The 25,791-nt window shown below is 71.8% G+C and carries 19 protein-coding genes and 1 pseudogene; 4 read left to right on the top strand and 16 right to left on the bottom strand.

Going from position 1 to position 25,791, the window contains the following annotated elements; genetic code table 11:
- Positions 1-170: 170 nt before the first annotated feature.
- The 8 genes from J2N69_RS27155 to J2N69_RS27120 form a co-directional block, all read right to left on the bottom strand.
- Positions 171-1,472 (bottom strand): M50 family metallopeptidase, encoded by a 1,302-nt coding sequence (locus J2N69_RS27155; RefSeq protein WP_127912790.1) that lies wholly within the window; start codon positions 1,470-1,472, stop codon positions 171-173.
- The gene (gene dxr, locus J2N69_RS27150) at positions 1,469-2,737 is read right to left on the bottom strand and encodes a 1-deoxy-D-xylulose-5-phosphate reductoisomerase (RefSeq protein ID WP_230903043.1); all 1,269 of its coding nucleotides are present in this window, start codon (positions 2,735-2,737) and stop codon (positions 1,469-1,471) included. The genes J2N69_RS27155 and dxr overlap by 4 nt, the downstream gene beginning before the upstream one ends.
- 309 nt (positions 2,738-3,046) lie before the next feature.
- Positions 3,047-4,984, bottom strand: coding sequence for an acyl-CoA dehydrogenase family protein (locus J2N69_RS27145; protein WP_230903042.1), 1,938 nt, complete (start codon positions 4,982-4,984; stop codon positions 3,047-3,049).
- Between the two features lie 277 nt (positions 4,985-5,261).
- Complete coding sequence (locus J2N69_RS27140) at positions 5,262-6,707, bottom strand: aldehyde dehydrogenase family protein (protein WP_230903041.1); 1,446 nt, start codon at positions 6,705-6,707, stop codon at positions 5,262-5,264.
- A gap of 469 nt (positions 6,708-7,176) precedes the next feature.
- On the bottom strand, positions 7,177-8,889 hold the full coding sequence (locus J2N69_RS27135; protein WP_230903040.1) for a PucR family transcriptional regulator: 1,713 nt from the start codon (positions 8,887-8,889) through the stop codon (positions 7,177-7,179).
- A 130-nt stretch (positions 8,890-9,019) separates the two neighbouring features.
- Positions 9,020-11,446: a type IV secretory system conjugative DNA transfer family protein gene (locus J2N69_RS27130; RefSeq protein ID WP_230903039.1), complete on the bottom strand. Its 2,427-nt coding sequence runs from the start codon at positions 11,444-11,446 to the stop codon at positions 9,020-9,022.
- Between the two features lie 91 nt (positions 11,447-11,537).
- Positions 11,538-11,822 (bottom strand): hypothetical protein, encoded by a 285-nt coding sequence (locus tag J2N69_RS27125; RefSeq protein WP_330166830.1) that lies wholly within the window; start codon positions 11,820-11,822, stop codon positions 11,538-11,540.
- A gap of 28 nt (positions 11,823-11,850) precedes the next feature.
- Positions 11,851-12,261, bottom strand: a complete 411-nt coding sequence (locus J2N69_RS27120; RefSeq protein ID WP_230903038.1) for a VOC family protein — start codon at positions 12,259-12,261, stop codon at positions 11,851-11,853.
- A gap of 273 nt (positions 12,262-12,534) precedes the next feature.
- Here J2N69_RS27120 and gabT point away from each other — a divergent pair, with 273 nt between their 5' ends.
- Together gabT and J2N69_RS27110 are read left to right on the top strand one after the other, a co-directional pair.
- A complete protein-coding gene (gabT, locus tag J2N69_RS27115) occupies positions 12,535-13,869 on the top strand; it encodes a 4-aminobutyrate--2-oxoglutarate transaminase (RefSeq protein ID WP_205040410.1) in 1,335 nt (444 codons plus the stop codon).
- A gap of 190 nt (positions 13,870-14,059) precedes the next feature.
- Positions 14,060-14,827, top strand: coding sequence for a phosphatase PAP2 family protein (locus J2N69_RS27110; RefSeq protein ID WP_330166829.1), 768 nt, complete (start codon positions 14,060-14,062; stop codon positions 14,825-14,827).
- 45 nt (positions 14,828-14,872) lie between these two features.
- On the opposite strand, the gene J2N69_RS27105 is transcribed toward J2N69_RS27110, so the two are convergent.
- The 7 genes from J2N69_RS27105 to J2N69_RS27075 all read right to left on the bottom strand — a co-directional run bounded on the left by J2N69_RS27105 (position 14,873) and on the right by J2N69_RS27075 (position 22,865).
- On the bottom strand, positions 14,873-15,349 hold the full coding sequence (locus J2N69_RS27105) for a bifunctional DNA primase/polymerase (protein ID WP_230904891.1): 477 nt from the start codon (positions 15,347-15,349) through the stop codon (positions 14,873-14,875).
- Positions 15,350-15,520: 171 nt separating this feature from the next.
- A complete protein-coding gene (locus J2N69_RS27100; protein WP_230903037.1) occupies positions 15,521-16,939 on the bottom strand; it encodes an NAD(P)/FAD-dependent oxidoreductase in 1,419 nt (472 codons plus the stop codon).
- A 51-nt stretch (positions 16,940-16,990) separates the two neighbouring features.
- Positions 16,991-17,791 carry an ABC transporter permease gene (locus J2N69_RS27095; protein WP_230903036.1) on the bottom strand — a complete coding sequence of 267 codons (801 nt, stop codon included), beginning with the start codon at positions 17,789-17,791 and terminating at the stop codon, positions 16,991-16,993.
- Positions 17,791-18,723 (bottom strand): ABC transporter permease, encoded by a 933-nt coding sequence (locus J2N69_RS27090; protein WP_230903035.1) that lies wholly within the window; start codon positions 18,721-18,723, stop codon positions 17,791-17,793. The genes J2N69_RS27095 and J2N69_RS27090 overlap by 1 nt, the downstream gene beginning before the upstream one ends.
- Complete coding sequence (locus J2N69_RS27085; protein ID WP_230903034.1) at positions 18,720-19,880, bottom strand: ABC transporter ATP-binding protein; 1,161 nt, start codon at positions 19,878-19,880, stop codon at positions 18,720-18,722. Before J2N69_RS27085 ends, J2N69_RS27090 begins: the two co-directional genes overlap by 4 nt.
- A gap of 146 nt (positions 19,881-20,026) precedes the next feature.
- The gene (locus J2N69_RS27080) at positions 20,027-21,277 is read right to left on the bottom strand and encodes a polyamine ABC transporter substrate-binding protein (protein WP_230903033.1); all 1,251 of its coding nucleotides are present in this window, start codon (positions 21,275-21,277) and stop codon (positions 20,027-20,029) included.
- A gap of 85 nt (positions 21,278-21,362) precedes the next feature.
- Positions 21,363-22,865: a gamma-aminobutyraldehyde dehydrogenase gene (locus tag J2N69_RS27075; protein WP_230903032.1), complete on the bottom strand. Its 1,503-nt coding sequence runs from the start codon at positions 22,863-22,865 to the stop codon at positions 21,363-21,365.
- 207 nt (positions 22,866-23,072) lie between these two features.
- On the opposite strand from J2N69_RS27075, the gene J2N69_RS27070 reads away from it, so the two are divergent.
- Complete coding sequence (locus J2N69_RS27070) at positions 23,073-23,663, top strand: NADAR family protein (RefSeq protein WP_230903031.1); 591 nt, start codon at positions 23,073-23,075, stop codon at positions 23,661-23,663.
- 38 nt (positions 23,664-23,701) lie between these two features.
- Here the strand turns inward: J2N69_RS27070 and J2N69_RS27065 are convergent, their stop codons facing one another.
- A complete protein-coding gene (locus J2N69_RS27065; RefSeq protein WP_230903030.1) occupies positions 23,702-24,520 on the bottom strand; it encodes a DUF4190 domain-containing protein in 819 nt (272 codons plus the stop codon).
- A gap of 41 nt (positions 24,521-24,561) precedes the next feature.
- Between J2N69_RS27065 and J2N69_RS27060 the strand changes: the two are divergent.
- Positions 24,562-25,778 (top strand): annotated as a pseudogene (locus J2N69_RS27060) (adenosine deaminase).
- Positions 25,779-25,791 lie beyond the last annotated feature (13 nt).

Here is a 25,791-nt window from a genome sequence, read left to right as displayed (position 1 = left end):
TGGTCACAGGAGTGTGGATCGAAGAGCGTGGATCGAGGCCCCGGGATCAGCGGGCTCCAGGCTCCGAGATTACGGCACCTCGTGGGGCCCGGGCACATCACGTCCCCGACACCACTCGATGGAGGGCGGCCCGGCACCTGCCGTGCCGGGCCGCCGCGAGCCTCGCCGCGTCAGGAGATTCTCACCGGGTTCACGACGTCCGCGATGAGCACCAGGAGCGTGAAGCAGATGAAGATCCCCGCCACCACATAGGCGACCGGCATCAGCTTCGCCACGTCGAAGGGCCCCGGGTCGGGGCGGCGCAGGACCTTCGCCGTGTTGCGGCGCACGGACTCCCACAGGGCGCCCGCGATGTGGCCGCCATCCAGCGGGAGCAGCGGCAGCATGTTGAAGAGGAAGAGCGAGAGGTTGAAGCCCGCGATGAGGAACAGCATCATCGCGATCTGGTTCTGCGGCGGGATGTCCAGGGTGAACACGTCCCCGCCGACGCGGGCGGCGCCCACCACGCCCATGGGCGAGTCCTGCTTGCGCTCGCCGTCGCCGAAGGCCGCGTCCCACAGGTCCGGGATCTTGGACGGCAGGGCGATGATCGACTCGACGCCGTTCTCCATCATGTCGCCCATGCGCTCCACGGACTGGCCGAAGGACTGCTGGACGATGCCGGTGGCGGGGGTGAAGCCGAGGAAGCCGGCGTAGACGTACTTGCCCTCGACGTACGCGCCCTCGCCGTCGGTCTTGGTGACCTGGTTCTTGATGAGGTCGGCGTGCAGGTCGAGCCGCTTGCCGTCGCGCTCGACCGTGAGGGTGGCCGGGCCGATGGTCTCGCGGATCTTCGACTGGAGCGTGGACCAGTCGTCGACGGCCTGCCCCTGGAAGGCGACGATCTTGTCGCCCGGCTTCAGGCCGGCCGCCTTGGCGGGCGCGGCCTTGTCGCCCTTCTCGCACTTGGTGCGGTTCTCGCTCTGCTGGATGACGCAGTCCGAGACCTTGCTGACCTGGGTCGTCTGGCTGCTGATGCCGAACGTCATCATCACGCCGAGGAAGATCGCCACGGCGAGGACCAGGTTCATGAAGGGGCCCGCGAACATCACGATCACGCGCTTCCACGGCTTGCGCGTGTAGAAGAGGCGGGTCTCGTCGCCGGGCTCCAGCTCCTCGAAGGCCGCCGAGCGGGCGTCCTCGATCATGCCGCGCCAGGGGGACGTCGAGCGGGCCTCTATGCGGCCGTCCGCGCCCGGCGGGAACATGCCGATCATGCGGATGTAGCCGCCGAGGGGGATGGCCTTGATGCCGTACTCGGTGTCGCCCTTCTTGCGCGAGAACAGGGTCGGGCCGAAGCCGACCATGTACTGCGGCACGCGGATGCCGAACATCTTGGCGGTCGACAGGTGCCCCAGCTCGTGCCAGGCGATCGAGAAGAGCAGCCCGATCACGAAGACGACTATCCCGAGGATCATCATCAAGGTCGTCATGCACGAGCCTCCGCGGTCGTCTGTGCTGCCAGTTCACGTGCCCGGGCGCGCGCCCAGGTCTCCGCCTCGAGGACGTCCGCGACGGTGAGGGAGGTTCCCCCCGGGGGCGTGCCGTGCTCGTCCACGACCTTCGTCACCGTCTCCATGATGCCGTTGAAGGGCAGCGCGCCCTTGAGGAACGCGTCGACGCATTCCTCGTTGGCGGCATTGAACACCGCCGGGGCCGTGCCCGCGAGCCGTCCGACGTGCCGGGCCAGTCCCACGGACGGGAACGCGTCGTCGTCCAGCGGGAAGAACTCCCAGCTCGACGCCTTCGTCCAGTCGAAGGCGGGCGCCGCGTCGGGCACCCGCTCGGGCCAGCCGATGCCGATGGCGATCGGGCCGCGCATGTCCGGCGGGGTCGCCTGGGCGAGGGTCGAGCCGTCGGTGAACTCCACCATGGAGTGCACGTACGACTGCGGGTGGACGACGACCTCGATGCGGTCGAAGGGGATGTCGTAGAGGAGGTGCGCCTCGATGACCTCGAGGCCCTTGTTGACCAGCGTCGCGCTGTTGACGGTGATCACCGGACCCATGGCCCAGGTGGGGTGCGCGAGCGCGTCCTCGGGGGTGACGTGCGCGAGATCGGCCTTCGTACGTCCGCGGAAGGGACCTCCCGAGGCGGTGACGACGAGTTTGCGTACGTCGGCGCGGGTGCCGGCGGCGAGCGCCTGGAAGAGGGCCGCGTGCTCGGAGTCGACCGGGATGATCTGGCCGGGCTTGGCGATCGCCTTGACGAGCGGGCCGCCGACGATCAGCGATTCCTTGTTGGCGAGCGCGAGGGTGCGGCCCGCTTCCAGGGCGGCGAGCGTCGGCGCGAGGCCGATGGAGCCCGTGATGCCGTTGAGGACCGTGTGGCAGGCGGAGGCGGCGAGCTGCGTCGCGGCGTCGGGTCCGGCCAGGATCTCGGGGAGCGGCTCCCCCGCCTCGTACTGCCCCTGGAGGGCTTCGCGCAGCGCCGGTACGACGTCCTCGCGGGCGACCGCGACGGTCCGCACCCGCAGCCGGCGTGCCTGCTCGGCGAGGAGGCCGACGCGGCCGCCCGCGGCGGAGAGCGCGGTGACGCGGAAGCGGTCGGGGTTGCGCAGGACGAGGTCGATGGCCTGGGTGCCGATCGAACCCGTGGACCCGAGGATGACGATGTCCCGCGGTCCGTCCCCGTCCGTGGTGGAGACGGGGTCGAAGACGAGATGCGGGTCGGCGAGGGGGGATGGGCTGTCGCTCATGCCCCCCATTGTGGCCGCACAACCTCTCCGCCCGGACCCCGCGGGCCCCGATGTGGCGTACGCGGCGTTCGGCGCGGGTCACTGTTGCTTGCGGCGCCGCCCGTCCCGGCTGTCCTCGGCGTCCAGCGTGGAGGCTCTTCGACCTGGACGTCGAGGGGGAAGAGGCAGCCGTGAGCAGCCGTGATCCCTCGCCGCCAGGCGCTCGCGCCCTCCTGATTCCCCGGCCGGTCCGCTCGTTGGGGGCGGGTTGCAAGTCCCGGGCAAACGGACCGGTTTCGGGCGGGCGGAATGCGTGGCGTGGTGACTTGTTCAGCGAATGGGGCGGTGGACGTTGTCGCGTTTGGAGGGGCCCGGTGCCGCTTCCGCGATCCAGGCGCCCTCGCCGGAGGGGTCGATGATCCCCTCTTCGAGCCAGGTGTAGGTGCCGGAGAGGACGCCCTTGACCACCTTGCGGTCCAGGTCGTCGGTGTTGGTCCACAGCCGGGCGAAGAGTTCCTCCACGCGGATGCGGGACTGGCGGCAGAAGACGTCGGCCAGCTGGTACGCCTCGCGGCCGTGGTCCTCGGTGGTGCGCAGGAGTTCGGCGCGTACGCAGGCCGCGCTCATCGCGAAGAGTTCGGCTCCGATGTCGACGACGCGGCCGAGGAAGCCCTGCTTGGTCTCCATCTTCCCCTGCCAGCGCGACATGGCGTAGAAGGTGGAGCGGGCCAGCTTGCGGGCGCCGCGCTCGACGTACCGCAGGTGGCCGGAGAGGTCCGCGTGGCCGGGCGGGTGGAATTCGGCGTACGAGCGCGGGAGTTGGCCGGGGCCCGCCACGAGTTTCGGCAGCCAGCGGGCGTAGAAGCCGCCGGCCCGCGCGCCCGCCCTCGCCTTGTCGGAGAGGGTCTTGTCGGGGTCGATGAGGTCGCCGGCGACCTTCAGGTGGGCGTCGACGGCCTCGCGGGCGATCAGCAGGTGCATGATCTCCGTGGAGCCCTCGAAGATGCGGTTGATGCGCAGGTCGCGCAGGATCTGCTCGGCGGGGACGGCGCGCTCGCCGCGGGCCGCGAGGGACTCGGCGGTCTCGAAGCCGCGGCCGCCGCGGATCTGGACCAGTTCGTCGGCCATCAGCCAGGCCATCTCGGAGCCGTACAGCTTGGCGAGCGCGGCCTCGATGCGGATGTCGTTGCGGTCCTCGTCGGCCATCTGCGAGGAGAGGTCGAGTACGGCTTCGAGCGCGAACGTCGTCGCCGCGATGAAGGAGATCTTCGCGCCGACCGCCTCGTGGTGCGCGACCGGCTTGCCCCACTGCTCACGGGCGCCCGACCACTCCCGGGCGATCTTCAGGCACCACTTGCCCGCGCCGACGCACATGGCGGGCAGGGAGAGCCGCCCGGTGTTGAGGGTGGTGAGGGCGATCTTCAGCCCCGCGCCCTCCGGGCCGATGCGGTTCGCGGCCGGGACCCGTACCTGGTGGAAGCGGGTCACGCCGTTCTCCAGGCCGCGCAGGCCCATGAACGCGTTGCGGTTCTCGACGGTGACGCCCTCGGAGTCCGCCTCGACGACGAAGGCCGTGATGCCGCCCTTGTGGCCCTCGGACTTCGGCACGCGGGCCATCACGACGAGCAGGTCCGCGACGACGCCGTTGGTGGTCCACAGCTTCACGCCGTCCAGGACGTAGTGGTCGCCGTCGGGCACGGCCGTGGTGGCGAGGCGCGCCGGGTCCGAGCCGACGTCCGGCTCGGTCAGCAGGAAGGCGGTGATGTCGGTGGTGGCGCAGCGCGGCAGGAAGGCGTCCTTCTGCTCCTGCGTGCCGAAGATCTTCAGCGGCTGCGGTACGCCGATCGACTGGTGGGCGGAGAGCAGGGCGCCGATCGCGGGGCTCGCGGAGCCGACGAGGGCGAGGGCCTTGTTGTAGTACACCTGCGTGAGGCCGAGCCCGCCGTACTTCGTGTCGATCTTCATGCCGAGGGCGCCGAGTTCCTTGAGGCCCTTGATGGTCTCGTCGGGGATGCGCGCCTCGCGCTCGATGCGGGCCGAGTCGATCTTCGTCTCGCAGAACGCGCGGAGCTTGGCGAGGAACTCCTCGCCGCGCAGGGCGTCCTCGGGCGGGGGCATGGGGTGCGGGTGGATCAGATCGAGCCGGAAGCGCCCGAGGAACAGTTCCTTGGCGAAGCTCGGCTTGCGCCAGTCCTGCTCGCGGGCGGCCTCGGCGACCTGCCGGGCCTCGCGTTCGCTCACGGACGGTTTGGGGGTTGGTGCGGTCATGAGGAGCTCACCTCGCCGCGCAGAGGGGCCCGCCGGACCGTCTGGTCCGAGCTTGACCCGGTCGGTTACTGACTGAGCCTTCGTTACTGCCTGAGCCTTCGGTTGCTGCCTGAGCCGTCGGTTACTGACTGGTGCTACTGGATCGTTGGTACCCCATTCGTCCCGGTCCCACCAGTCCTCGCGCAGCGTTCGTACGAGTGTGGCGGCTCGCGCACGAGAACGGCCGGAGCCCCCGCACAGTGGGCTCCGGCCGTTCGTCCTCGGGGGACCCGGTCGCTTACAGGGCGAGGCCCGTCAGCACCATGACCCGCTCGTAGGTGTAGTCGTCCATCGCGTAGCGGACGCCCTCACGGCCCACGCCGGACTGCTTGACGCCGCCGTACGGCATCTGGTCGGCGCGGTAGGACGGGGCGTCGCCGATGACCACGCCGCCGACCTCCAGGGCGCGGTGCGCGCGGAAGGCGGTCTGCAGGTCGTGCGTGAAGACGCCCGCCTGGAGGCCGTACTTGGAGTCGTTGACGGCGGCGAACGCCTCCGCCTCGCCGTCCACCTTCTTGACGGTGAGGACCGGTCCGAAGACCTCCTCGCAGGCGATGGTCACGTCGGCCGGTACGTCGGCGAGGACGGTCGGCGCGTAGGTGGCGCCGTCGCGCTTGCCGCCGGTGAGCAGCTGCGCGCCTGCCTTGACGGCCTCGTCGACCCAGGACTCCACGCGCTTGGCGGCGTCCTCGTTGACCAGCGGGCCGACGTCGGTCTTCGGGTCGGAGGGGTCGCCGGTGACCTGGGCCTCGACGGCCTCGACGATGCGCGGCACCAGCCGGTCGTACACGGACGCGTCGGCGATGACCCGCTGCACGGAGATGCAGGACTGGCCGCCCTGGTAGTTGGAGAAGGTCGCGATGCGCGAGGCGGCCCAGTCCAGGTCCTCGTCCGAGGAGAAGTCGCCGAGGACGACGGCCGCGCCGTTGCCGCCCAGCTCCAGGGTGCAGTGCTTGCGCGGCACCGAGTCCATGATCGCGTAGCCGACCTTGTCGGAGCCGGTGAAGGAGATGACCGGCATGCGCTCGTCCTGGACCAGGGCGGGCATCTTGTCGTTGGCGACCGGCAGGACCGACCAGGAGCCGGCGGGCAGGTCCGTCTCGGCGAGCAGCTCGCCGAGGATCAGGCCGGACAGCGGGGTCGCCGGGGCGGGCTTGAGGATGATCGGCGCGCCGACGGCGATGGCCGGGGCGACCTTGTGCGCGCAGAGGTTCAGCGGGAAGTTGAACGGCGCGATGCCGAGGACGACGCCCTTGGGGAAGCGGCGGGTCAGGGCGAGGCGGCCCTGACCGCCGGCGTCGGTGTCCAGGCGCTGGGCCTCGCCGCCGTTGAAGCGGCGGGCCTCCTCCGCGGCGAACCGGAACACGGAGACCGCGCGGCCGACCTCGCCGCGGGCCCACTTGATCGGCTTGCCGTTCTCGGCGGAGATGAGCTGCGCGATCTCCTCCGTGCGCTCGACGAGGCGGCGGCTCACGTGGTCGAGGGCGGCGGCGCGGGCGTGGGCCGGGGTCGCGGCGAACTCGTCGCGGACGGCGTACGCGGCGGCGACGGCCTCCTCGACCTGGGCGTCGGTCGGGACGGCCGCCTTGGCGACGAGCCGCCCGTCCCAGGGCGAGGTGACGTCGAACGTGGTCTCGCCGGTGGTCTGGCGACCGGCGAGCCAGAAGGCGTGGATGGAAGTCATGTGAGTTCCCGGCCCTTCCGCGGAGGTGTGTCTGGGGGGTGCGTGGTACGTCCTTCACCGTAGGGGGAGGTGGAGTTCTTGACGTTTGTCCGGGGCGGAGTAGTGGGTGGGGGGCTCGCGCCGGTTTGTATGGGGCGGGGTTTCGGGGGGCGGCGGCTTTTGTGCGGGGCGGGGGTTTCGTGGGGGCCTGGGCTTCGCCCGGGGGTGACGCTGCGTGGGCTGTGCGGGGGCGTTGTGGCTGGGCGCGCCGTTCCCCGCGCCCCTTCGGGGCGCCTCGTGCCGCGGGTTCAGTTCGTGCGGGGCGGCCTGGGCTTCGCCCGGAACGCTGCGCGGCCTGTGCGGGTGCGTCCTGGCTGAGCGCGCAGTTCCCCGCGCCCCTTACGGGGCGCGCCACCCTCCGCTCGGCGTTGCCCGCTCCCCCCTTCGGGGCACCCCCACGCTCCGCTCGGCGTTGGTTGCTCCCCGTGGCTCAATCCGTCGCTGTGGATGTTGCCTTCAGTGACAGCCACAGCTCCATGCGGACGTCCGGGTCGTCCAGGGAGCGGCCGAGGATTTCTTCCACGCGGCGCATGCGGTAGCGCAGGGTGTGTCGGTGGACGCCGAGGTCTGCCGCTGCGGCGTCCCACTGGCCGTGGCGGGAGAGCCACGCGCGGAGCGAGGCGACGAGGTCGCCGCGGCCGGTGGCGTCGTGTTCGTGCAGGGCGCGCAGCAGGCCGTCCGCGAAGGCCCGCACCGCGTCGTCCGCGAGCAGCGGCAGCACCGAACCGGCGGCCAGTTCCTCGTGTTCGACCAGGGCCCGGCCGCGCCGCCGCGCGACGGACAGCGCCTGCTCGGCCTGCTTGTAGGCGGTGGCCGCGGCGATCGGTCCGGCCGGGGCGGACAGGCCCATCACCAGCTCGGCCTCCTCGCCGGACGCCGGCACCTCGCGCCCGGCGGTGCCCCGCCCGGCCTCCAGCGCCGCGGCGTACTGCGCGCAGGCCCGTACCCCGGCGCCGCCGTCCACCACGAGCAGCACCAGCCGCTCTCCGTACGGGACCACGAGCAGCGCCTCGCCGGAGCGTGCCGCGGCGGCCTCGACGACGTCCACGAGGCCGCCGAGCGGATCGCCGCCGCCCGAGGCGTCGGCCACCACGGCGAGCACCGCGGCCGGGGCCGGGGTCGCTGCCTGTCCCGCAGCGCCGGCTTTGTCGCCGCTCTCCTCGGTGGCGGGCACCGCGCCCGCCCGCACCCGGGCCGCCGACGCGGAGGCCACCTCGGCGACGACGAGCCGGAAGGGTGCGTCCAGGAGGCTGCCGTAGAGGTCCCCGGCGACGGTCCGGGCGTGGTCGGGCTCCCCGGCGAGCAGCATCCGCAGCACGGCGGCGCCGATCCGCTGTTCGGCGGCGTGCAGCGCGCGCGACCGCTCCGTGGTGAGGGTCAGGAGCGCGATCGCTGAGTGCACCGCGTACCGCTCGGCGGTGCCGAGGGTGGACGCCGTGCCGACGGCGAGGGCGGCGCGCGGCCTGCGGCCGGTGCCGAGCGAGTGCAGCTCCACCCGGTCCTCGGCGCCCGCGACGACGGAGCTGGCGGGCGCGGGCCGCTCCCGGAGGCGTTCGACGTCGGCGGTGAGCCGGGCGGCCCGGCGGGCGGCCCACTCCGGCGCGGTGGCGACGACGGCGCCGGACGCGTCGTACAGCGCGGCCCAGCCGTCGACCTGTCCGGCGAGCGCGAGCAGCAGGCCTTCGGGGCCGTCGCTCAGCGCCTGCCTGGTCAGCTCGCGCTGGGCGGAGAAGCCGGCGGTCACCGCGCGGTACTGCTCCTCCGCGATGGCGGCGGAGACGGCCTTGCTGATGGCGAGGAACGGCGTGCGCCGCGGCACCTCGATGAGCGGGAACTCCGCTTCGGTGGCGGCGTCCAGGAGGGCTTTGGGGATGTCGGGGTAGTGGACGCCGACGGCGAAGCCGAGGCCCACGACGCCGGCGCCCGCGAGCCGTTTCACGTACCGCCGCATGGCCTGCGGGTCCTCCGCGTCCAGTTTGAGCGCGGTGATCAGGAGCAGTTCGCCGCCCTCCATGTAGGGCACGGGGTCGGCGAGTTCGCTGGCGTGCGCCCAGCGGACGGGGGTGTCCAGGCGTTCCTCGCCCGCACGCACGGTCAGCTTGAGCGCGGAGTGGTGGACGAGCGAGGCGAGCGTGGGCGGCATGGGACCTTCAGGTCTGCGGCAGCGGATCTTTTGGCCGGTCCGTATGAACGGCCTGTGTCGATTCTGCCTCACCGTACGGTGTGGACAAGACCGGTCGCATCCGGGAACCGGCCCTGGGGGCGGGGCGCCGTCAGCCGCGCAGATCCACCAGCAGCGGCGGCGCGTACTCCCCTCGTACATCGGTGAGCGACAGCACCGCGTGCCCCGGCGGCACACCGTGCGCCAGCTCCGACGCCGACCAGCGCTCGCGCTCGACCTGGCGGACGGTGACGGCGTCCCGCGTCACCGCCTTGCCGGTGACGAGCTTGCGCAGCGCGTGCAGGGCGCGGGTCATCGGCTGGTCCGCGAAGACCGCGTGCTCGGCGACCTCCCGGGTCTCGATCCACGCCTTGCCCCACGCCTCCGCGAAGCGCCGGCCGTCCCAGGTCGAGATGCCCGCGAAGGCCATACGGCAGCCGACGGTGGCGTACAGCGGTCCTTGCAGCGGTTCGGGTACGTCGCTCACCGTCCGCAGGGCCAGCACCACGCCCGCTTTCACCGACCGCAGGCGCTGCATGCCGGTGACCGTCTCGTGGGTGAGGGCGCGGGTGGCGTCGTCGAGCACCAGGCAGATGAAGTGGTCACGGTCGCCGCGGCTGTGCGCCACGGCGTTGAACTGGGCGAGGAGGAGACGGGTGATCAGCCGTGCCGCCTCCGCGTGTCCGCGCTCGGGCAGCTCGACGCGGACGCGCATCGGGTGGTGCACCACGGCGCGCAGGGAGAAGGGGCTGTCGCTGCCCGCGCCGAAGAAGTCGGCGAACGCGGGGCGGTCGAGGAGGGCGAGCCGGTCGGCGAGGGCCGGTCCCGGGTCGGTGGCACTGCCCTGCTGGCGCACGCGCGCGTCGAGTTCGCGGCGCATCACGGCGTGCTCCTCGGAGCGGAGCGCGTGGCGCAGGTCCGCCACGGCCGCCGGTACCCCTTCGAGCAGTTCCCGCAGGACGGGGACCGAGGGGAAACGCTCGTGTGCGGCCCAGTAGGGGCCCAGCACCTGGGCGAGCGTGGTGGCCGCGCGGCGGCTGTCCATGGTCGGGAGGTCGCCGACGAGCCCCTCGGCCAGGAAGGACGCGGCCTCATCGGGGTCCGTGGTGCTCGCGTAGAGGTCGAGGTCGTGCGGGGAGGAGGGATCGCCCAGCTTGACGACGACGTCGTATGCGTCGTCCGCGCCGAGCGGGGTGCCGGCCGCGCACACCGCGACCACCGCGCAGCTCCCGGTGAGCGCCTGGAGGGAGAGGGACTCCACCACGGGCCGGATGAGCCGCTCGGTCTTGCCGGTGCCGGAGGGGCCGACCGCCAGCAGCGAGGTGCCCAGCACGGCGGGGTCCAGGGCGAGGCCCACGCCGCGGCGCTCCCAGGGGTTGCGGGCCTCGGCGGCGCACCGCCCGATCCTGACCTGGCCCACGAGCAGGTCGTGGCGGGCGAGGCGGGACGGCAGGTCCCTCGCGCCCGAGGGGTGCGTCCACGCCGCCCCGCCCTGGCGGAGCACCGTCGCGGTGAACGAGGCGAGCCGGTCGGGGTGCTGCTGCGCCACGGTCCACTCGCGGCGCACCCGGACGCAGTCCACGTCGTTCATCCGGCCGCCGAGCACCTCGGCGGCGAGCACGTCGGCCGCCTCGTGCCGGCCCGCTCCCCGCAGCTCGGGCCAGTGGCTCCGGCTCGTCGGGGCGGGGGCGGGAGGGGGCGGAGGCAGCCGCGGGTCGTGCCGCGGCCGGGCGAGGTACGTGCGTGCGAGGCCCCACCAGTCGCCGAGCCGGGCGAACGGCCATACGGCCGCCACGGTGATCAGTGTGTACAGGCCGTACGTGACGAACTCGTTCTCGAAGATCTCGTAGCCGCCGGAGCAGAGCACGATCAGCGACATCAGGGGGGTGACGACGGGCAGCGCGTCCCAGGAGACGAGCGGGAAGGCCTCGGGCCATACGAACATCAGCACGATCAGCGCGCCGAGCGCGGCGCGGAGGGCGCGTACGGGCTGCCGCTGCCGGGCGATCACGTGCCGCAGCGCCTCGGACCAGTTGCCGAGGCGGCCGAGGCCGTACACCAGCAGCCCGAAGAACGCGCCGCCGACGACCTGGAGGGCTTCCGCCCCCTGCCACTTCGTCGGCCGGAGGGTGCCCTGGAACAACCAGTCGTCCGGCACGAACAGCCTGATCAGCTCCGTCCGGTAGGGCAGGCCGTCCTGTCGGTACAGGGCCCAGAGGAACAGCCCGAGCACCAGCGTGACCGTCAGCCCGGCCAGCAGCGCGCGGTCCATGCGGCGCCCGTCCTCCTCGGGGGGCGGCGGGACGTACCTGAACCGCCAGACCCCGGGGGCGGCCGCCGGGCGCGGCGCGTCCAGCCAGTCGGCGACGTCCGAGGCGGCCTCGGGGGGCCGGCGCGGTACCGGCGGAGCCGCGGACGGCGCGGGCGGCGCGGGCGGCGCGGGCGGCGGGGCGAGGGGCGGGGCCGGGAGGCTGTCCGGCCGCCGCGGCACGGGAGTCACATGCGTGCCGTGCACGTCCTGCGTACCGTCGGAATCCATGATTCTTGCCCCCTGGCCTGCCGCTCTCCTGGTTCGCGGGCCAATCTAGCGCCAGGGCAAGGGGAGTTCACCGGCTACGCGCCCGGCTCCGTCACGACGGTTGCGGCTCGATGGCCGGGACTCGCCGCCCGGCCGTCGCCGCCGCCGCCCGTTCGGCACGGCGCGCCATGACGTACGCGTGGGGCGACAGCCCGTAGGCCAGCCGGAACTGGTGGCCGAGTTCCCCGGCGGTCAGATGCGCGTCGCGGGCGAGCGCCACGACGTCCAGCGGCCGGGCGTACTCCCGGTCGATCCGGTCGCGTACGCGGCGCAGTCGCGCGAGGAGGCCCAGGCGGTGCGCGGTGGCGCGTGCGCGGCTCCACGAGGGGTGGCACATGAGGGAACTCCTTCGTTGTGGGTGCGGCTCAGCGGAGTTCCTGGATGCGGATCAGGTTGCCGGCGGGATCGCGGAAGGCGCAGTCCCGGATGCCGTACGGCTGCTCGGTCGGTTCCTGGGCGACCTCGGCGCCGCTCGCCCGGACCTTCTCGAAGGTGGCGTCGAGGTCCCGGGTGGCCAGCAGAATCCAGCCGTAGGTGCCCTTGGCCATCATCTCGGCGATGGTGCGCCGCTCGTCCTCGGTGATGCCCGGGTCGACGGCGGGCGGCGCCAAAAGGATGGACGTGCCGGGCTGCCCGGCGGGGCCGACGGTGATCCAGCGCATCCTGCCCTGCCCCACGTCGCTGCGGACTTCCATGCCGAGGGTGTCGCGGTAGAAGGCGAGGGAGGCGTCCGGGTCGTCGTGCGGGAGGGCCGTGGTGTGGATGGTGAGGTCCATGACGATCAGGCTAGGCAGGGGGCGCGGGCCGCGCTTCTCGGTTCCTGCCCGATGGCGCCCCCACCGGGCGGCCGGGGGCCCTTGCTATGTCCATCACGGACAACCGCCGCGCCGAACAACTCCCCCATGGAGCATGCCCGCGCCCCTGCCCCACCCCTAACCTGCGAAGAAAGCAGAGATACGCCCGGAAGACGGCGTCCCGGACGCTCCGCGTGACCGGTCGGCGTCCCCCGGTCACCGATCCACCCAAGACCCCACCCCCAGGAGTCCCCCATGAGCGCAGTTCCGCAGGAGCGTCGCCTCGTCACCGCCATCCCCGGCCCGAAGTCGCAGGAGCTGCAGGCCCGCCGCACCGCCGTGGTGGCCGGTGGCGTGGGCTCCGTGCTGCCCGTCTTCACCGCGCGCGCGGGCGGCGGCATCATCGAGGACGTCGACGGCAACCGCCTGATCGACTTCGGTTCCGGCATCGCCGTGACGTCGGTCGGCGCCTCCGCCGAGGCCGTGGTGCGCCGGGCCTCCGCCCAGCTCCAGGACTTCACGCACACCTGCTTCATGGTCACGCCCTACGAGGGTTACGTGGCCGTCGCCGAGGCGCTCGCCGAGCTGACGCCGGGCGACCACGAGAAGAAGTCGGCGCTGTTCAACTCCGGTGCCGAAGCCGTCGAGAACGCCGTCAAGATCGCCCGCGCGTACACCAAGCGCCAGGCCGTCGTCGTCTTCGACCACGGCTACCACGGCCGTACGAACCTCACGATGGCGCTGACCGCCAAGAACATGCCGTACAAGCACGGCTTCGGTCCGTTCGCCCCCGAGGTCTACCGCGTCCCGGTCGCCTACGGCTACCGCTGGCCGACCGGCGCCGAGAACGCCGGTCCGGAGGCCGCCAAGCAGGCCATCGACCAGATCACCAAGCAGGTCGGCGCGGAGAACGTCGCCGCGATCATCATCGAGCCGGTGCTCGGCGAGGGCGGCTTCATCGAGCCCGCGAAGGGCTTCCTGCCCGAGATCGTGAAGTTCGCCAACGACAACGGCATCGTCTTCGTGGCCGACGAGATCCAGTCCGGCTTCTGCCGCACCGGCCAGTGGTTCGCCTGTGAGGACGAGGGCATCGTCCCCGACCTGATCACCACCGCCAAGGGCATCGCGGGCGGCCTGCCGCTCGCCGCCGTCACGGGCCGCGCCGAGATCATGGACGCCGCGCACGCGGGCGGCCTCGGCGGCACCTACGGCGGCAACCCGGTGGCCTGCGCCGGTGCGCTCGGCTCCATCGAGACGATGAAGGAGCTCGACCTCAACGCCAAGGCGAAGGAGATCGAGTCCACGATGAAGGCCCGCCTGGGCGCCATGGCCGAGAAGTTCGACATCATCGGCGACATCCGGGGCCGCGGCGCGATGATCGCCATCGAGCTGGTCAAGGACCGTACGACCAAGGAGCCGAACCCGGAGGCCACCGCGGCCCTGGCCAAGGCCTGCCACGCGGAGGGCCTGCTGGTCCTGACCTGCGGTACGTACGGCAACGTCCTGCGCTTCCTGCCGCCGCTGGTCATCGGCGACGACCTGCTGAACGAGGGCCTGGACATCATCGAGGGCGCCTTCGCGGGCGTCTGAGCCCGCCGAGGCCCCGCGGAGTGACCGTGGGAGCGTGTGAAGAAGGTGTGCGGGCCCCATGACGGGTTGCCGATGTGCCTGTCGGCCCGCCACCGCTTTGCCGTACGGTTTCCGCAGATGAGAGAGACACCCCGCTCACAGGGGACTGTGGGCGACACCAGGGCGGAGCCTCCCCAGCCCCGTCCTGGCCGTGCCTTCGCGCACGCACCCGGAGCTTCCGGCTCCGGAACTCCTCACCGATCGGATGGCCGCCCGCCCCAAACCCCCCGGGGCGCGCGGCGACCCGGTCCCTTCGGCCGCCTCGGAACCACCCCCTGTTCCGAGGCGGCCGCCCCTTTCCCGCCCGCTGTCCCTGTGCCTCTCCCTGTGCGCGCTGCTGTTCGCGCTCCTCACCTGGCAGGTCGTCGCCGACGGACCGCTGCGCCGCCTCGACGAGCGCGCGGGGCGGGCGACCGCCGACGCCGCCTTCCCGGAGCGCGCCGCCGAGTTCCTCGCCGACCTCGGCAACCCCGGTGTCGCCCTGCCCGTGCTCGGGGCCGTCCTCGCGTACGCCGCCTGGTACGGCCGCCGGGCCGGGGTGTTCCGCTGGTGGCTCGCCCCGCTGGCCGGGGCCCTCGCCATGGCCGCGGTGCCCGCGCTCGTCGTGCCGCTCAAGGCAGCCGTGGCCCGGCCGGGGCCGCCGGGCATGGCCGGGCACGACGGCTTCTATCCCTCGGGGCACACGGCGACGGCCGCCGTCGCCTATGGAGCGGCCGCGCTGCTGATGCTGCCGCTGCTGCGCCGCGCGTACGGCCGTCGGGCACTGCTCATCGGCTGCCTCCTGGTGAACGCGGCCGTCGGCTTCGGGCTCGTGCGGCGGGGGTATCACTGGCCGCTGGACGTGGCCGCTTCCTGGCTGCTGTGCGGGATGCTGCTGGCGGCCGTGACGGCCGTGGCCGGGCGGTACGGCCGCCAGTAGCGGACCCCGGCCCTCTCCCCCGGGCGTGCGCCATGGGCCCCGAGGTCACTCCTCGGCCTCCCGGGCCAGCCCCGCCGCCGCCTCGTGCATGGCCAGTTCGAGCAGCGCCGGGTCGGTCAGGGTGCCGTGGCCGTCCGGGGGGACCAGCCAGCGGACGCCGCCGTTCCCCCGCCCGGGGTAGGGCACGACGATCCAGGTGCCGCGGCCGGCGCCGCGTACGCCTGTGCCCAGCCAGCGGGCGGCCGTGCCCGCGGGCACGAAGAAGCCCGTGCGCGCGTCCCCGAAGTCGGCGAGTACCGGCCCTGGGCGGTCGACGCAGCGGGACAGCACCTCCAGCGTGGGACAGCCGAGGTCGCCGGGGAGGATCAGCACGTCCCAGCGGCGGCCCGCGGGCAGGAGCGCGACCCCGAACGGGTTGCGCTCCCACTCCCAGCGGCAGGCGTCCGGGTCCGGCGCCACCGACACGAGCCATTCGACCGCCGACTTCGCCCCGCGGTCGCCCGCGCCTCTCGTGCCGCCCATGCCGCCCGTGTCACCCGAGCCACCCGTGCCTGTCATTGGCTGGACCTCCTTTTTCCCGTGTAACGACTGTGCGTGTCACAGGTGAGAGGGGTCCGGGGCCCGGGCATTACGTGGGTTCGGCCACCTGGCGGTGGTGCGGCGGCACGGCGGGCGGCGGGGGCGTACGCCGGTTCAGCTGTCGAAGCCGAGGCCCAGCTTGTCCATCGTCTTCAGCCAGAGGTTCCGCCTGCCACCGTTGGCGTCCGACCGGGCGAGGGACCACTTCGTCAGTGCGACGCCCGTCCATGCGAACGGCTCCGGCGGGAAGGGCAGCGGCTTCGTGCGGACCATCTCCAGGCTTGTCCGCTCGGTGCGCTCCCCGGAGAGCAGGTCCAGCATGACGTCGGCACCGAACCGCGTGGCCCCGACACCGAGCCCGGTGTACCCGGCCGCGTAGGCGACGCGGCCCTTGTGCGCCGTGCCGAAGAACGCCGAGAAGCGCGAGCACGTGTCGATCGCACCGCCCCACGCGTGCGTGAAGCGGACCCCCTCCAGCTGCGGGAAGCAGGTGAAGAAGTGCCCGGCGAGCTTCGCGTACGTCTCGGGGCGGTGGTCGTACTCGGCGCGGACCTTTCCGCCGAACGGGTAGATCGCGTCGTAACCGCCCCACAGGATGCGGTTGTCTGCGGAGAGCCGGAAGTAGTGGAACTGGTTGGCGCTGTCGCCGAGCCCCTGCCGGTTCTGCCAGCCGATCGCGGCGAGCTGGTCGTCGCTCAGCGGCTCGGTCATCAGCGCGTAGTCGTAGACCGGCACGGTGTACGCGCGGACGCGCTTGACCAGCGACGGGAAGATGTTCGTGGCGAGCGCCACCTGGCGGGCGAAGACCCGGCCGTACGGCGTGCGGACGGCCATCCCGGCGCCGGCGGAGGCCAGCTCCAGGGCGGGCGTGTGCTCGTAGATGCGTACGCCCTGCTCCAGGCAGGCCCGCTTCAGGCCCCACGCCAGCTTCGCCGGGTGCAGCATGGCGACGCCGTCGCGGTCCCAGAGGCCGCCGAGGAAGGTGGGCGAGTCGACCTGCTCGCGTACGGCGTCCGCGTCGAGGAGCCGCGCGCTTCCGGCGAGGCCGTGGGCCGCCATCTCCTCGTACATCTCGCGCAACTCGGCGACCTGGTGCGGGGCGGTGGCGACGTCGATCTCGCCGGTGCGCTCGAAGTCGCAGTCGATGGCGTAGCGCTTGACGGCCGCCTCGATCTCGTCGAGGTTGCGGGCGCCCAGCTCCTCCAGTTTCTCGATCTCGCCGGGCCAGCGGGACAGGCCGTTGGCGACGCCGTGGGTGAGGGAGGCGGCGCAGAAGCCGCCGTTGCGGCCGGAGGCGGCCCAGCCCGCCTCGCGGCCCTCGACGAGGACGACGTCGCGCCGCGGGTCGCGCTCCTTGGCGATGAGCGCGGTCCACAGGCCGCTGTAGCCGCCGCCGACGACGAGGAGGTCGCAGCGGTCGTCGCCGGTGAGGGCGGGCTCGGGGGCGGGCCTGCCCGGGTCGTCCAGCCAGTACGAGACCGGCTGGGCGTCGGAGAGGGACTTGGTCCAACGGGTCATGGCGCTAGGGGCCATGATTTCCACTCCTTCAGAGACAGTAGAAGCGCTGCGCGGCGAGCGGTGATTCTATTTCGCCTGCTTGTTGCGGCGCTTTCCGATGAGCATTCCGGCGAGTACGAGCAGCACCGCGACGAGGAACATCGCCGTACCGATCACATTGATCTGAACGGGCGTGCCCCGCTGTGCCGATCCCCAGACGAACATGGGGAATGTCACGGTCGAGCCCGCGTTGAAATTCGTGATGATGAAGTCGTCGAAGGAGAGCGCGAAGGCGAGCAGCGCGCCCGCCGCGATGCCCGGTGCGGCGATCGGCAGCGTGACCCGCAGGAAGGTCTGCACGGGACCGGCGTAGAGGTCCTGGGCGGCCTGTTCCAGGCGGGGGTCCATCGACATGACGCGCGCCTTGACGGCGGTCACCACGAAGCTGAGGCAGAACATGATGTGGGCGATGAGGACCGTCCAGAAGCCCAGCTGGGCGCCCATGTTGAGGAAGAGCGTGAGCAGCGAGGCGGCCATGACGACCTCGGGCATCGCCATCGGCAGGAAGATCAGCGAGTTCACGGCGCCGCGTGCCCGGAAGCGGTAGCGCACCAGCGCGAAGGCGATCATCGTGCCGAGCACGGTCGCGCCGATCGTCGCCCAGGCGGCGATCTGGAGACTCAGCGAGAGCGACCCGCACATGTCGGCGACGCCGCACGGGTCCTTCCAGGCGTCGGTCGAGAACTCCTGCCAGGAGTAATTGAAGCGCCCCTTCGGCTTGTTGAAGGAGAAGACGGTCACGACGATGTTCGGCAGGAGCAGATAAGCGAGCGTCAGCAGGCCCGCGATGACGACGAGATGGCGCCGCAGCCAACGTACAAAGGCCATCAGACCAAATCCTCCGTCCCCGACTTGCGGATGTAGAAGGTCACCATGAAAAGGATGGCGGCCATGAGGATGAAGGAGAGTGCCGCCGCCGTCGGGTAGTCCAGGACGCGCAGGAACTGCGTCTGGATGACATTGCCGACCATGCGGGTGTCGGTCGAGCCGAGCAGGTCCGCGTTGACGTAGTCGCCCGCCGCCGGGATGAAGGTCAGCAGCGTGCCGGAGACGACGCCCGGCATGGAGAGCGGGAACGTCACCTTGCGGAAGGTGGTGGACGGTTTGGCGTAGAGGTCGCCGGCGGCCTCGTGGAGCCGCCCGTCGATGCGCTCCAGCGAGGTGTAGAGCGGCAGGATCATGAACGGCAGGAAGTTGTACGTGAGTCCGCAGATCACCGCGAGCGGCGTCGCGAGGACCCGGTCGTCCGCCGTGACGCCGAGCCAGCTGGTGACGTCCAGGACGTGCAGCGAGTTGAGGGCGCCGACGACGGGGCCGCCGTCCGCGAGGATCGTCTTCCACGCCAGCGTACGGATGAGGAAGCTGGTGAAGAACGGCGCGATGACCAGGACGAGGATGATGTTGCGCCAGCGGCCCGCGCGGAACGCGATCAGGTACGCGAGCGGGTAGCCGAGCAGCAGGCACAGGACCGTGGCGGCGCCCGCGTAGAGCACCGAGCGCAGGAACTGCGGCCAGTAGGCGGTGAGCGCGTCCCAGTAGGTGGCGAAGTGCCAGGTGACCTTGAAGCCCTCTTCGAGCGACCCGGTCTGGACGGACGTCGAGGCCTGGTAGACCAGCGGCAGCGCGAAGAAGACGACCAGCCAGAGCAGGCCGGGCAGCAGCAGCCAGTAGGGGACGAGGCGGCCCCGTTTGCGGGGCTTTCGGGGCGCGGGGTCCTCGGGCTCTTTCGTGGGGGGCGCCTCGGTGAGGGTCGTCGTCATGCGGAGGCGTCCTCCTCGACCTTGGAGGCGCCCGCCTCGATGTCCTGGGCGGCGTCGAGGGCGAAGGTGTGCGCGGGGTTCCAGTGCAGGACCACCTCGGTGCCCGGGGTGAGGCGGCCGTCGCGCTCGATGTTCTGCGCGTACACCTCGAAGGAGGGGCAGACCGGGCTGTGCACCACGTACTGCGTGGAGACGCCGATGAAGCTGCTGTCGGCGATCCGGCCCGTGATGCGGTTGCGCCCCTCGGGAATCCGCCCCGCGTCGTCGGCGTGCGCGAGGGAGATCTTCTCGGGGCGTACGCCGACCAGGACCTTGCCGCCGGTGGCGGTGGGGCCGGTACATCGGGCGGCGGGCAGCGTCAGCTTGCAGTCGCCGGCCTTCACGACGAGGTCGTCGCCGCTCGTCGCGGCGACCTCCGCCTCGATGAAGTTGGAGGTGCCGAGGAAGTTGGCGACGAACGTGGTGCGCGGGTTCTCGTAGAGGTCGGCCGGGGCGCCGAGCTGTTCGACGCGGCCGCCGTTCATCACGGCCACGGTGTCGGCCATCGTCATGGCCTCCTCCTGGTCGTGCGTGACGTGCACGAAGGTGATGCCGACCTCGGTCTGGATGCGCTTCAGCTCCAGCTGCATCTGGCGGCGCAGCTTGAGGTCGAGGGCGCCCAGCGGCTCGTCGAGGAGGAGCACCTTGGGGTGGTTGATGAGCGCGCGGGCCACGGCGACGCGCTGCTGCTGGCCCCCGGAGAGCTGGTGCGGCTTCTTGCGGGCCTGCTCGCCGAGCTGGACGAGGTCGAGCATCTCGCCGACCTGGCCCTTCACGGACTTGATGCCGCGCCGGCGCAGGCCGAAGGCGACGTTCTCGAAGATGTCCAGGTGCGGGAAGAGCGCGTACGACTGGAAGACGGTGTTCACGGGCCGCTTGTACGGCGGCAGCGACGTGACGTCCTGGTCGCCGAGGTGGACCGTGCCGGAGCTGGGTTCCTCCAGGCCCGCGATCATGCGCAGCGTGGTGGTCTTGCCGCAGCCGGAGGCGCCGAGCAGCGCGAAGAAGGAGCCCTGCGGCACGGTGAGGTCGAGGGGGTGCACGGCGGTGAAGGAGCCGTACGTCTTGCTGATCCCGGTGAGACGGACGTCGCCGCCGGTTTCTTTGGCAGAGGTCATGGTGGGGTCCAGATGAAGTCGGGGGGAACGAAGGCGCCCCGTCAGGGGCGCGGGGCTCTTACATGTGCGGCTCCGCCGCGTGGGCGCGACCGGCCACGACGGACCCGCAGTTGCTAGCGGCCACAGCCCGGCGCGGCGGCACCGTGTCACACGCCGGTCAGCCTCGCGAACTTCTCTTCGTAGGCGGTCTCTTCTTTGGGCGTGAGCGACCGGAACGCCCGGGACTTCGCCTTCATCTCCGCGTCAGGGATGATCAGCGGATTGGCCGCGGCGTCCTTGTCGATCCTCGCGAGCGCGTCCCGCACTCCGTCCACCGGACACACGTAGTTGATGTACGCCGCGAGGCGCGCCGCGGGCTCCGGCTCGTAGTAGTAGTCGATGAGGCGCTCGGCGTTGCTCTTGTGCCGTGCCTTGTTGGGGACGAGCAGGTTGTCCGTGGACGTGATGTAGCCCTGGTCCGGGATGTGGAAGCCGATGTCCGGGTTGTCGGCCTGCAACTGCACGATGTCACCGGCCCAGCCGAGACAGGCGGCGATGTCGCCCTTGGCGAGGTCGGAGGTGTAGTCGTTGCCGGTGAAGCGGCGGACCTGCTTCTTGTCAACGGCCTTCTGGAGGCGGGCGATGGCCGCGTCGAAGTCGTCGTCGGTGAAGTCCGCGGGGTCCTTGCCCATGTCGATGAGCGTCATGCCGACGGTGTCGCGCATCTCGGAGAGGAACCCGACGCGGCCCTTCAGCTTGGGGTCCTCCAGGAGCTGCGACACCGAGGTGACCTTCTTCCCGCCGGTCGCCTTCTTGTTGTACGCGATGACGGTGGAGATGCCGGTCCAGGGGTACGAGTAGGCCCGGCCCGGGTCCCAGTCGGGGTCGCGGAACTGGGTCGACAGGTTGGTGTACGCGTGCGGCAGGTGGGCCGGGTCCAGTTTCTGGACCCACCCGAAGCGGATCAGCCGTGCGGCGAGCCAGTCGGTGACGCAGATGAGGTCGCGTCCGGTCTCCTGGCCCGCGGCGAGCTGCGGCTTGATCTTCCCGAAGAACTCGACGTTGTCGTTGATGTCCTCGGTGTACTTGACGCTGATCCCGGTGCGTTTCGTGAACGCCTCCAGGGTGGGCCGCCTGTTCTCGTCCTTCTCGTCGACGTCCATGTACTCGGTCCAGTTGGAGAAGGTGATCCGCTTCTCCTCGGCCGAGTGGTCGTCGGACGAGACCTCGCCCTGGCTCTTGCCTGCCGCGGGGATGCCGCAGGCGCTCAGGGCGCCCAACCCGCCGACGGCGAGCGCGCCGCCGGTGGAGGCGCGCAGCAGGGAACGGCGGGTCAGGGACCCCCTGCCGTACCGCAGGCTGCGGTGCATGGCCGCCAGTTGGGCCGGGGACAGCGGGTCGGGCTCGTACTGCTCCATGCGCGTGGTTGCCCTTTCGGGAGGAAGGCGGCCGCTGGTCGGGCGGCCTGTGACGACGTGGCGGCGTGGCCGAGCGGCCAGGTGCCTAACGGTCCCCGAAGATCGTGCGGTGCCAGTCCTTGCGGGCCACCGCGGTGTTGTCGAACATGACGTGCTTGACCTGCGTGTACTCCTCGAAGGAGTAGGTGGACATGTCCTTTCCGTAGCCCGACGCCTTGTAGCCGCCGTGCGGCATCTCGCTGAGGATCGGGATGTGGTCGTTGACCCACACGCACCCGGCCTTGATCTCGCGGGTGGCCCGGCCCGCCCGGTACACGTCGCGGCTCCAGGCGGAGGCGGCGAGTCCGTAGGGGGTGTCGTTGGCGAGGCGGATGCCCTCGTCGTCGCTGTCGAAGGGCAGGACGACGAGTACGGGCCCGAAGATCTCGGACTGCACGACCTCGCTGTCCTGGGCGGCGTCCACGATGAGGGTGGGCTTGTAGAAGGCGCCCGGGTGGGTGAGTGCCCCGCCGCCGGTCACCACGCGCGCGTAGGAGCGTGCCCGCTCGACGAAACCGGCGACGCGGTCGCGGTGGACGTGCGAGATGAGCGGCCCCATGTCGGTGCTCGGGTCGAACGGATCGCCGAGCCGCACGCTCTCCATGAGGTCGGCGACGCCCGCCACGAAGGCGTCGTACAGCGGACGCTGGACGTACGCGCGCGTGGCGGCCGTGCAGTCCTGCCCGGAGTTGATGAGCGCGCCGGCGACCGCGCCGTGCACGGCGGCTTCGAGGTCGGCGTCGTCGAAGACCACGAAGGGCGCCTTACCGCCCAGCTCCAGGTGGAGCCGCTTGACGGTGGCGGTGGCGATCTCGGCGACGCGCTTGCCGACGCCGGTGGACCCGGTGAAGGAGGTCATCGCGACGTCCGGGTGGCCGACGAGGTGCTCACCGGCGTCCCGGCCCGCGCCCGTGACGATGTTGACGACGCCGTCCGGGATACCGGCCTCCGTGGCGGCCTGCGCGAAGAGCAGCGAGGTGAAGGGGGTCAGCTCGGCGGGCTTGAGGACGATGGTGTTGCCGGCCGCGATCGCGGGGAGCACCTTCCAGGCGGCCATCTGGAGGGGGTAGTTCCAGGGCGCGATGGACCCGACGACACCGATGGGCTCACGGCGTACGTACGAGGTGTGGTCCCCGGTGTACTCGCCGGCCGACTGGCCCGGCAGGTGCCGGGCGGCGCCCGCGAAGAAGGCGGTGTTGTCGACGGTGCCGGGCACGTCGAACTCCCGGCTCAGCTTGATCGGCTTGCCGCACTGCAACGACTCGGCCTGCGCGAACTCCTCGGCGCGCTTGGCCAGGACGGCGGCGAAGCGGTGCATGGCGTCGGAGCGCTCGCCCGGGGTGGCGCCCGCCCAGCCGGGGAACGCCTCGGCGGCAGCCGCGACGGCTGCGTCGACGTCGTCTCTTCCGGCGAGTTCGTACGTGTGGACCTCGTCGCCGGTGGCGGGGTCGACGACGGCATGGGTGCGTCCCGAGGTCCCCTTGGTCAGCCGCCCGGCGATGTACTGCGCGCCGTCCGCGAAATGGTCCTGCGCCTGGAAGTTGTGCATGACGCTCTCCTCCGCCGTCCTCCCCGTCCCGCGGGGGTCGGCGTAGCTCCAGATCGATTTGAGTGCCGATCCTGACAGAGCGGTACTGGTCCAACAAGTGATTCCGTTGTTGCCTTTTGGTTACGCGACGGAATCTGTCGACCAGGTGTCGAGTCGTCCCCGGAAACCCGGGACGGAGTGTCAGTGGTGCGTGCCAGACTCGCGTGCATGACGAAGATCGACGGGGCGAGGGACGGGGAGATCGTCTCGGTGGAGTCGCTGGTCGGCGCGGTGCGGGCGGGGCGGCGTGTGAAGTACCTGCACTTCTGGGGCCACACTCCGCGCCGTGACGGCACGCTGGGCGCGAGCTGCCTAAGCCAGTGGTGGCCCTCGCCGTTCACCGTGGACGGCGTCGCGTACGCGACCGCGGAGCACTGGATGATGGCGGCCAAGGCCCGCCTCTTCGACGACGCGGGCGCCGAGCGCGCGGTCCTCGCGGCGCGGACACCGGCCGAGGCGAAGAACGCGGGGCGGCTGGTGCGGGGCTTCGACGAGGCGATATGGGCGCGGGAGCGGTTCGGCGTCGTCGTCACCGGCAGTGTCCACAAGTTCGCCTCGGACCCCGCCCTGCGGGACTTTCTGCTGGGCACGGGCGAGCGGGTGCTGGTGGAGGCGAGCCCGCTGGACCGGGTCTGGGGCGTGGGCCTCGCGGCGGACGACCCCCGTATCCAGGACCCGGAGAAGTGGCGGGGAGCGAATCTGCTGGGCTTCGCGTTGATGGGGGCGCGGGGGAGGCTTCAGCGGGAGGCGGGGGCTTGAGCAGTCGGCTTCGGCGGGGGGCGGCTGAGGCCTAGGGCTCAGGCAGGAGTGGGCTGTGCCGGGGCGGTCTCCGCTGACGCGGCGGTCGATGTCGTCGCGCGGGCCGGGGGTTCCAGGGAGCGGGTGTCGGTCTCCTCCTCCGACAGCACGACGGTGATCACCAGCAGTGCCACGCCCAGCACGATGCCTGCCGCCCCGCAGATGATCCCCGCCAGGGCCTGTCCCCCGTTCGTCGCCTCACCGCGGCGCGCCTTCCCGCGCCCCACGGCGCCGAAGATCACCGCGAGGATGCCGAGCACGATCGCCAGCGGCCACAGGCAGAAGCCGGCCGCCGCGATGATCCCGAGGACCAGCCCGGTGACGCCCATGCCGTTCGCCGGGGCCACGGGCATGGCGGGCCAGCCGTAGCCGGGCGCCCCCTGACCCGGGTAGCCGGGGTACGCCGGATATCCCTGCGCTCCGGGATGGCCCTGCGCTCCCGGATAGCCCTGGGGGCCGTGGAACCCCGGGGCGTGCGGGTGGCCCAGTGGTCCCGCGTGGCTCCCGGGCGCCCCATACCCCTCGTACCCGTACGGCATCTGCCCCGGTCCGTCCGGTGACAGCGGCGGCGGAGGCACCGGCTCACCCGGAGCCGCGAAGGGGTTGCCTACGCCCGAGCCCCAGGCCGTAGGGGGCGAGGGCGGCACCGCGACACCAGGAGGGGCCACGAAGTCTCCCGGGGCGGCCGGTCCCGTCGTGCCCATTGGCTCCGCCGTACCCGTCGGCCGTGCCGGGTCCTCCGATGGCGGAGCCCAGGGGTCCCGTTGCTCCAGCGCGGCGTCGTCCTCGGGGTCGGGGCGAGGAGGTATGGCGGTCACGACGGTCACCCTCTTTCATACGTTCCGTCATGCTACGGCCCATGCTTCGGCCACGACGACCGGCGCCTCGACCGACGTCTCGATCGGCGTCCAGACCAGCCCCTCGGCCCCCGCCGACCGGCGCCTACGATGGCTCCGACCCACCGATCAGCCGATCAAGTCCGTTCCTGGGGAGGAAACCGTGACCGAGCAGCACACCGCAGCCGCCGAGACAGACCCGACAGCCGCGGCAGACCCGCACGCCTTCATCGCCGGCCTGCCCAAGGCGGAACTGCACGTGCACCACGTGGGCTCGGCCTCCCCCCGCATCGTCGCCGAGCTGGCCGCCCGCCACCCCGACTCCGCCGTGCCGACGGACCCGGAGGCGCTCGCCGACTACTTCACGTTCACGGACTTCGCGCACTTCATCCAGGTCTACCTCTCCGTCGTGGACCTGATCCGCACCCCGGAGGACGTACGCCTGCTCACCTACGAGGTGGCCCGCGACATGGCGCGGCAGAACGTCCGCTACGCCGAGCTGACCCTCACCCCGTACTCCTCGGTGCGCCGCGGCATCGACGACCGCGCCTTCATGGATGCCATCGAGGACGCCCGCAAGGCCGCGGAGGACGAGTTCGGCACCGTACTGCGCTGGTGCTTCGACATTCCGGGCGAAGCCGGAATCGTGTCGGCCGAAGAGACGCTCCGCCTCGCCACCACCGACAAGCTGCGCCCTGAGGGCCTGGTCTCCTTCGGTCTCGGCGGCCCGGAGATCGGCGTGCCGCGCCCGCAGTTCAAGCCCTACTTCGAGCAGGCCATCGCCGCGGGCCTGCACTCGGTGCCGCACGCGGGCGAGACCACCGGCCCCGAGACGATCTGGGACGCCCTGCTCCACCTCGACGCCGAGCGCATCGGCCACGGCACCACCGCCGCCCAGGATCCGAAGCTGCTCGCCCACCTCGCCGAGCACCGCATCCCGCTGGAGGTCTGCCCGACCTCGAACATCGCGACCCGCGCGGTGCGCACCCTCGACGAGCACCCCGTCAAGCAGTTCGTCGAGGCCGGGGTCGTCGTCACGATCAACTCCGACGACCCGCCGATGTTCGGCACCGACCTGAACACGGAGTACGCGGTCGCCGCCCGCCTCCTCGGCCTCGACGAGCGCGGCATCGCGGCCCTCGCGAAGAACGCCGTGGAGGCGTCCTTCCTCGACCCGGCCGGCAAGGCCAGGATCGCCGCCGAGATCGACACGTACACGGAGACGTGGCTCGCCCCCTGACCCGGCACCACAA

The sequence above is a fragment of the Streptomyces huasconensis genome (assembly GCF_021028635.1).
Lineage (GTDB): Bacteria > Actinomycetota > Actinomycetes > Streptomycetales > Streptomycetaceae > Streptomyces > Streptomyces huasconensis.
Note: the sequence above shows the minus strand (reverse complement) of the source record. Positions and strands in the feature narration are given on the sequence as shown.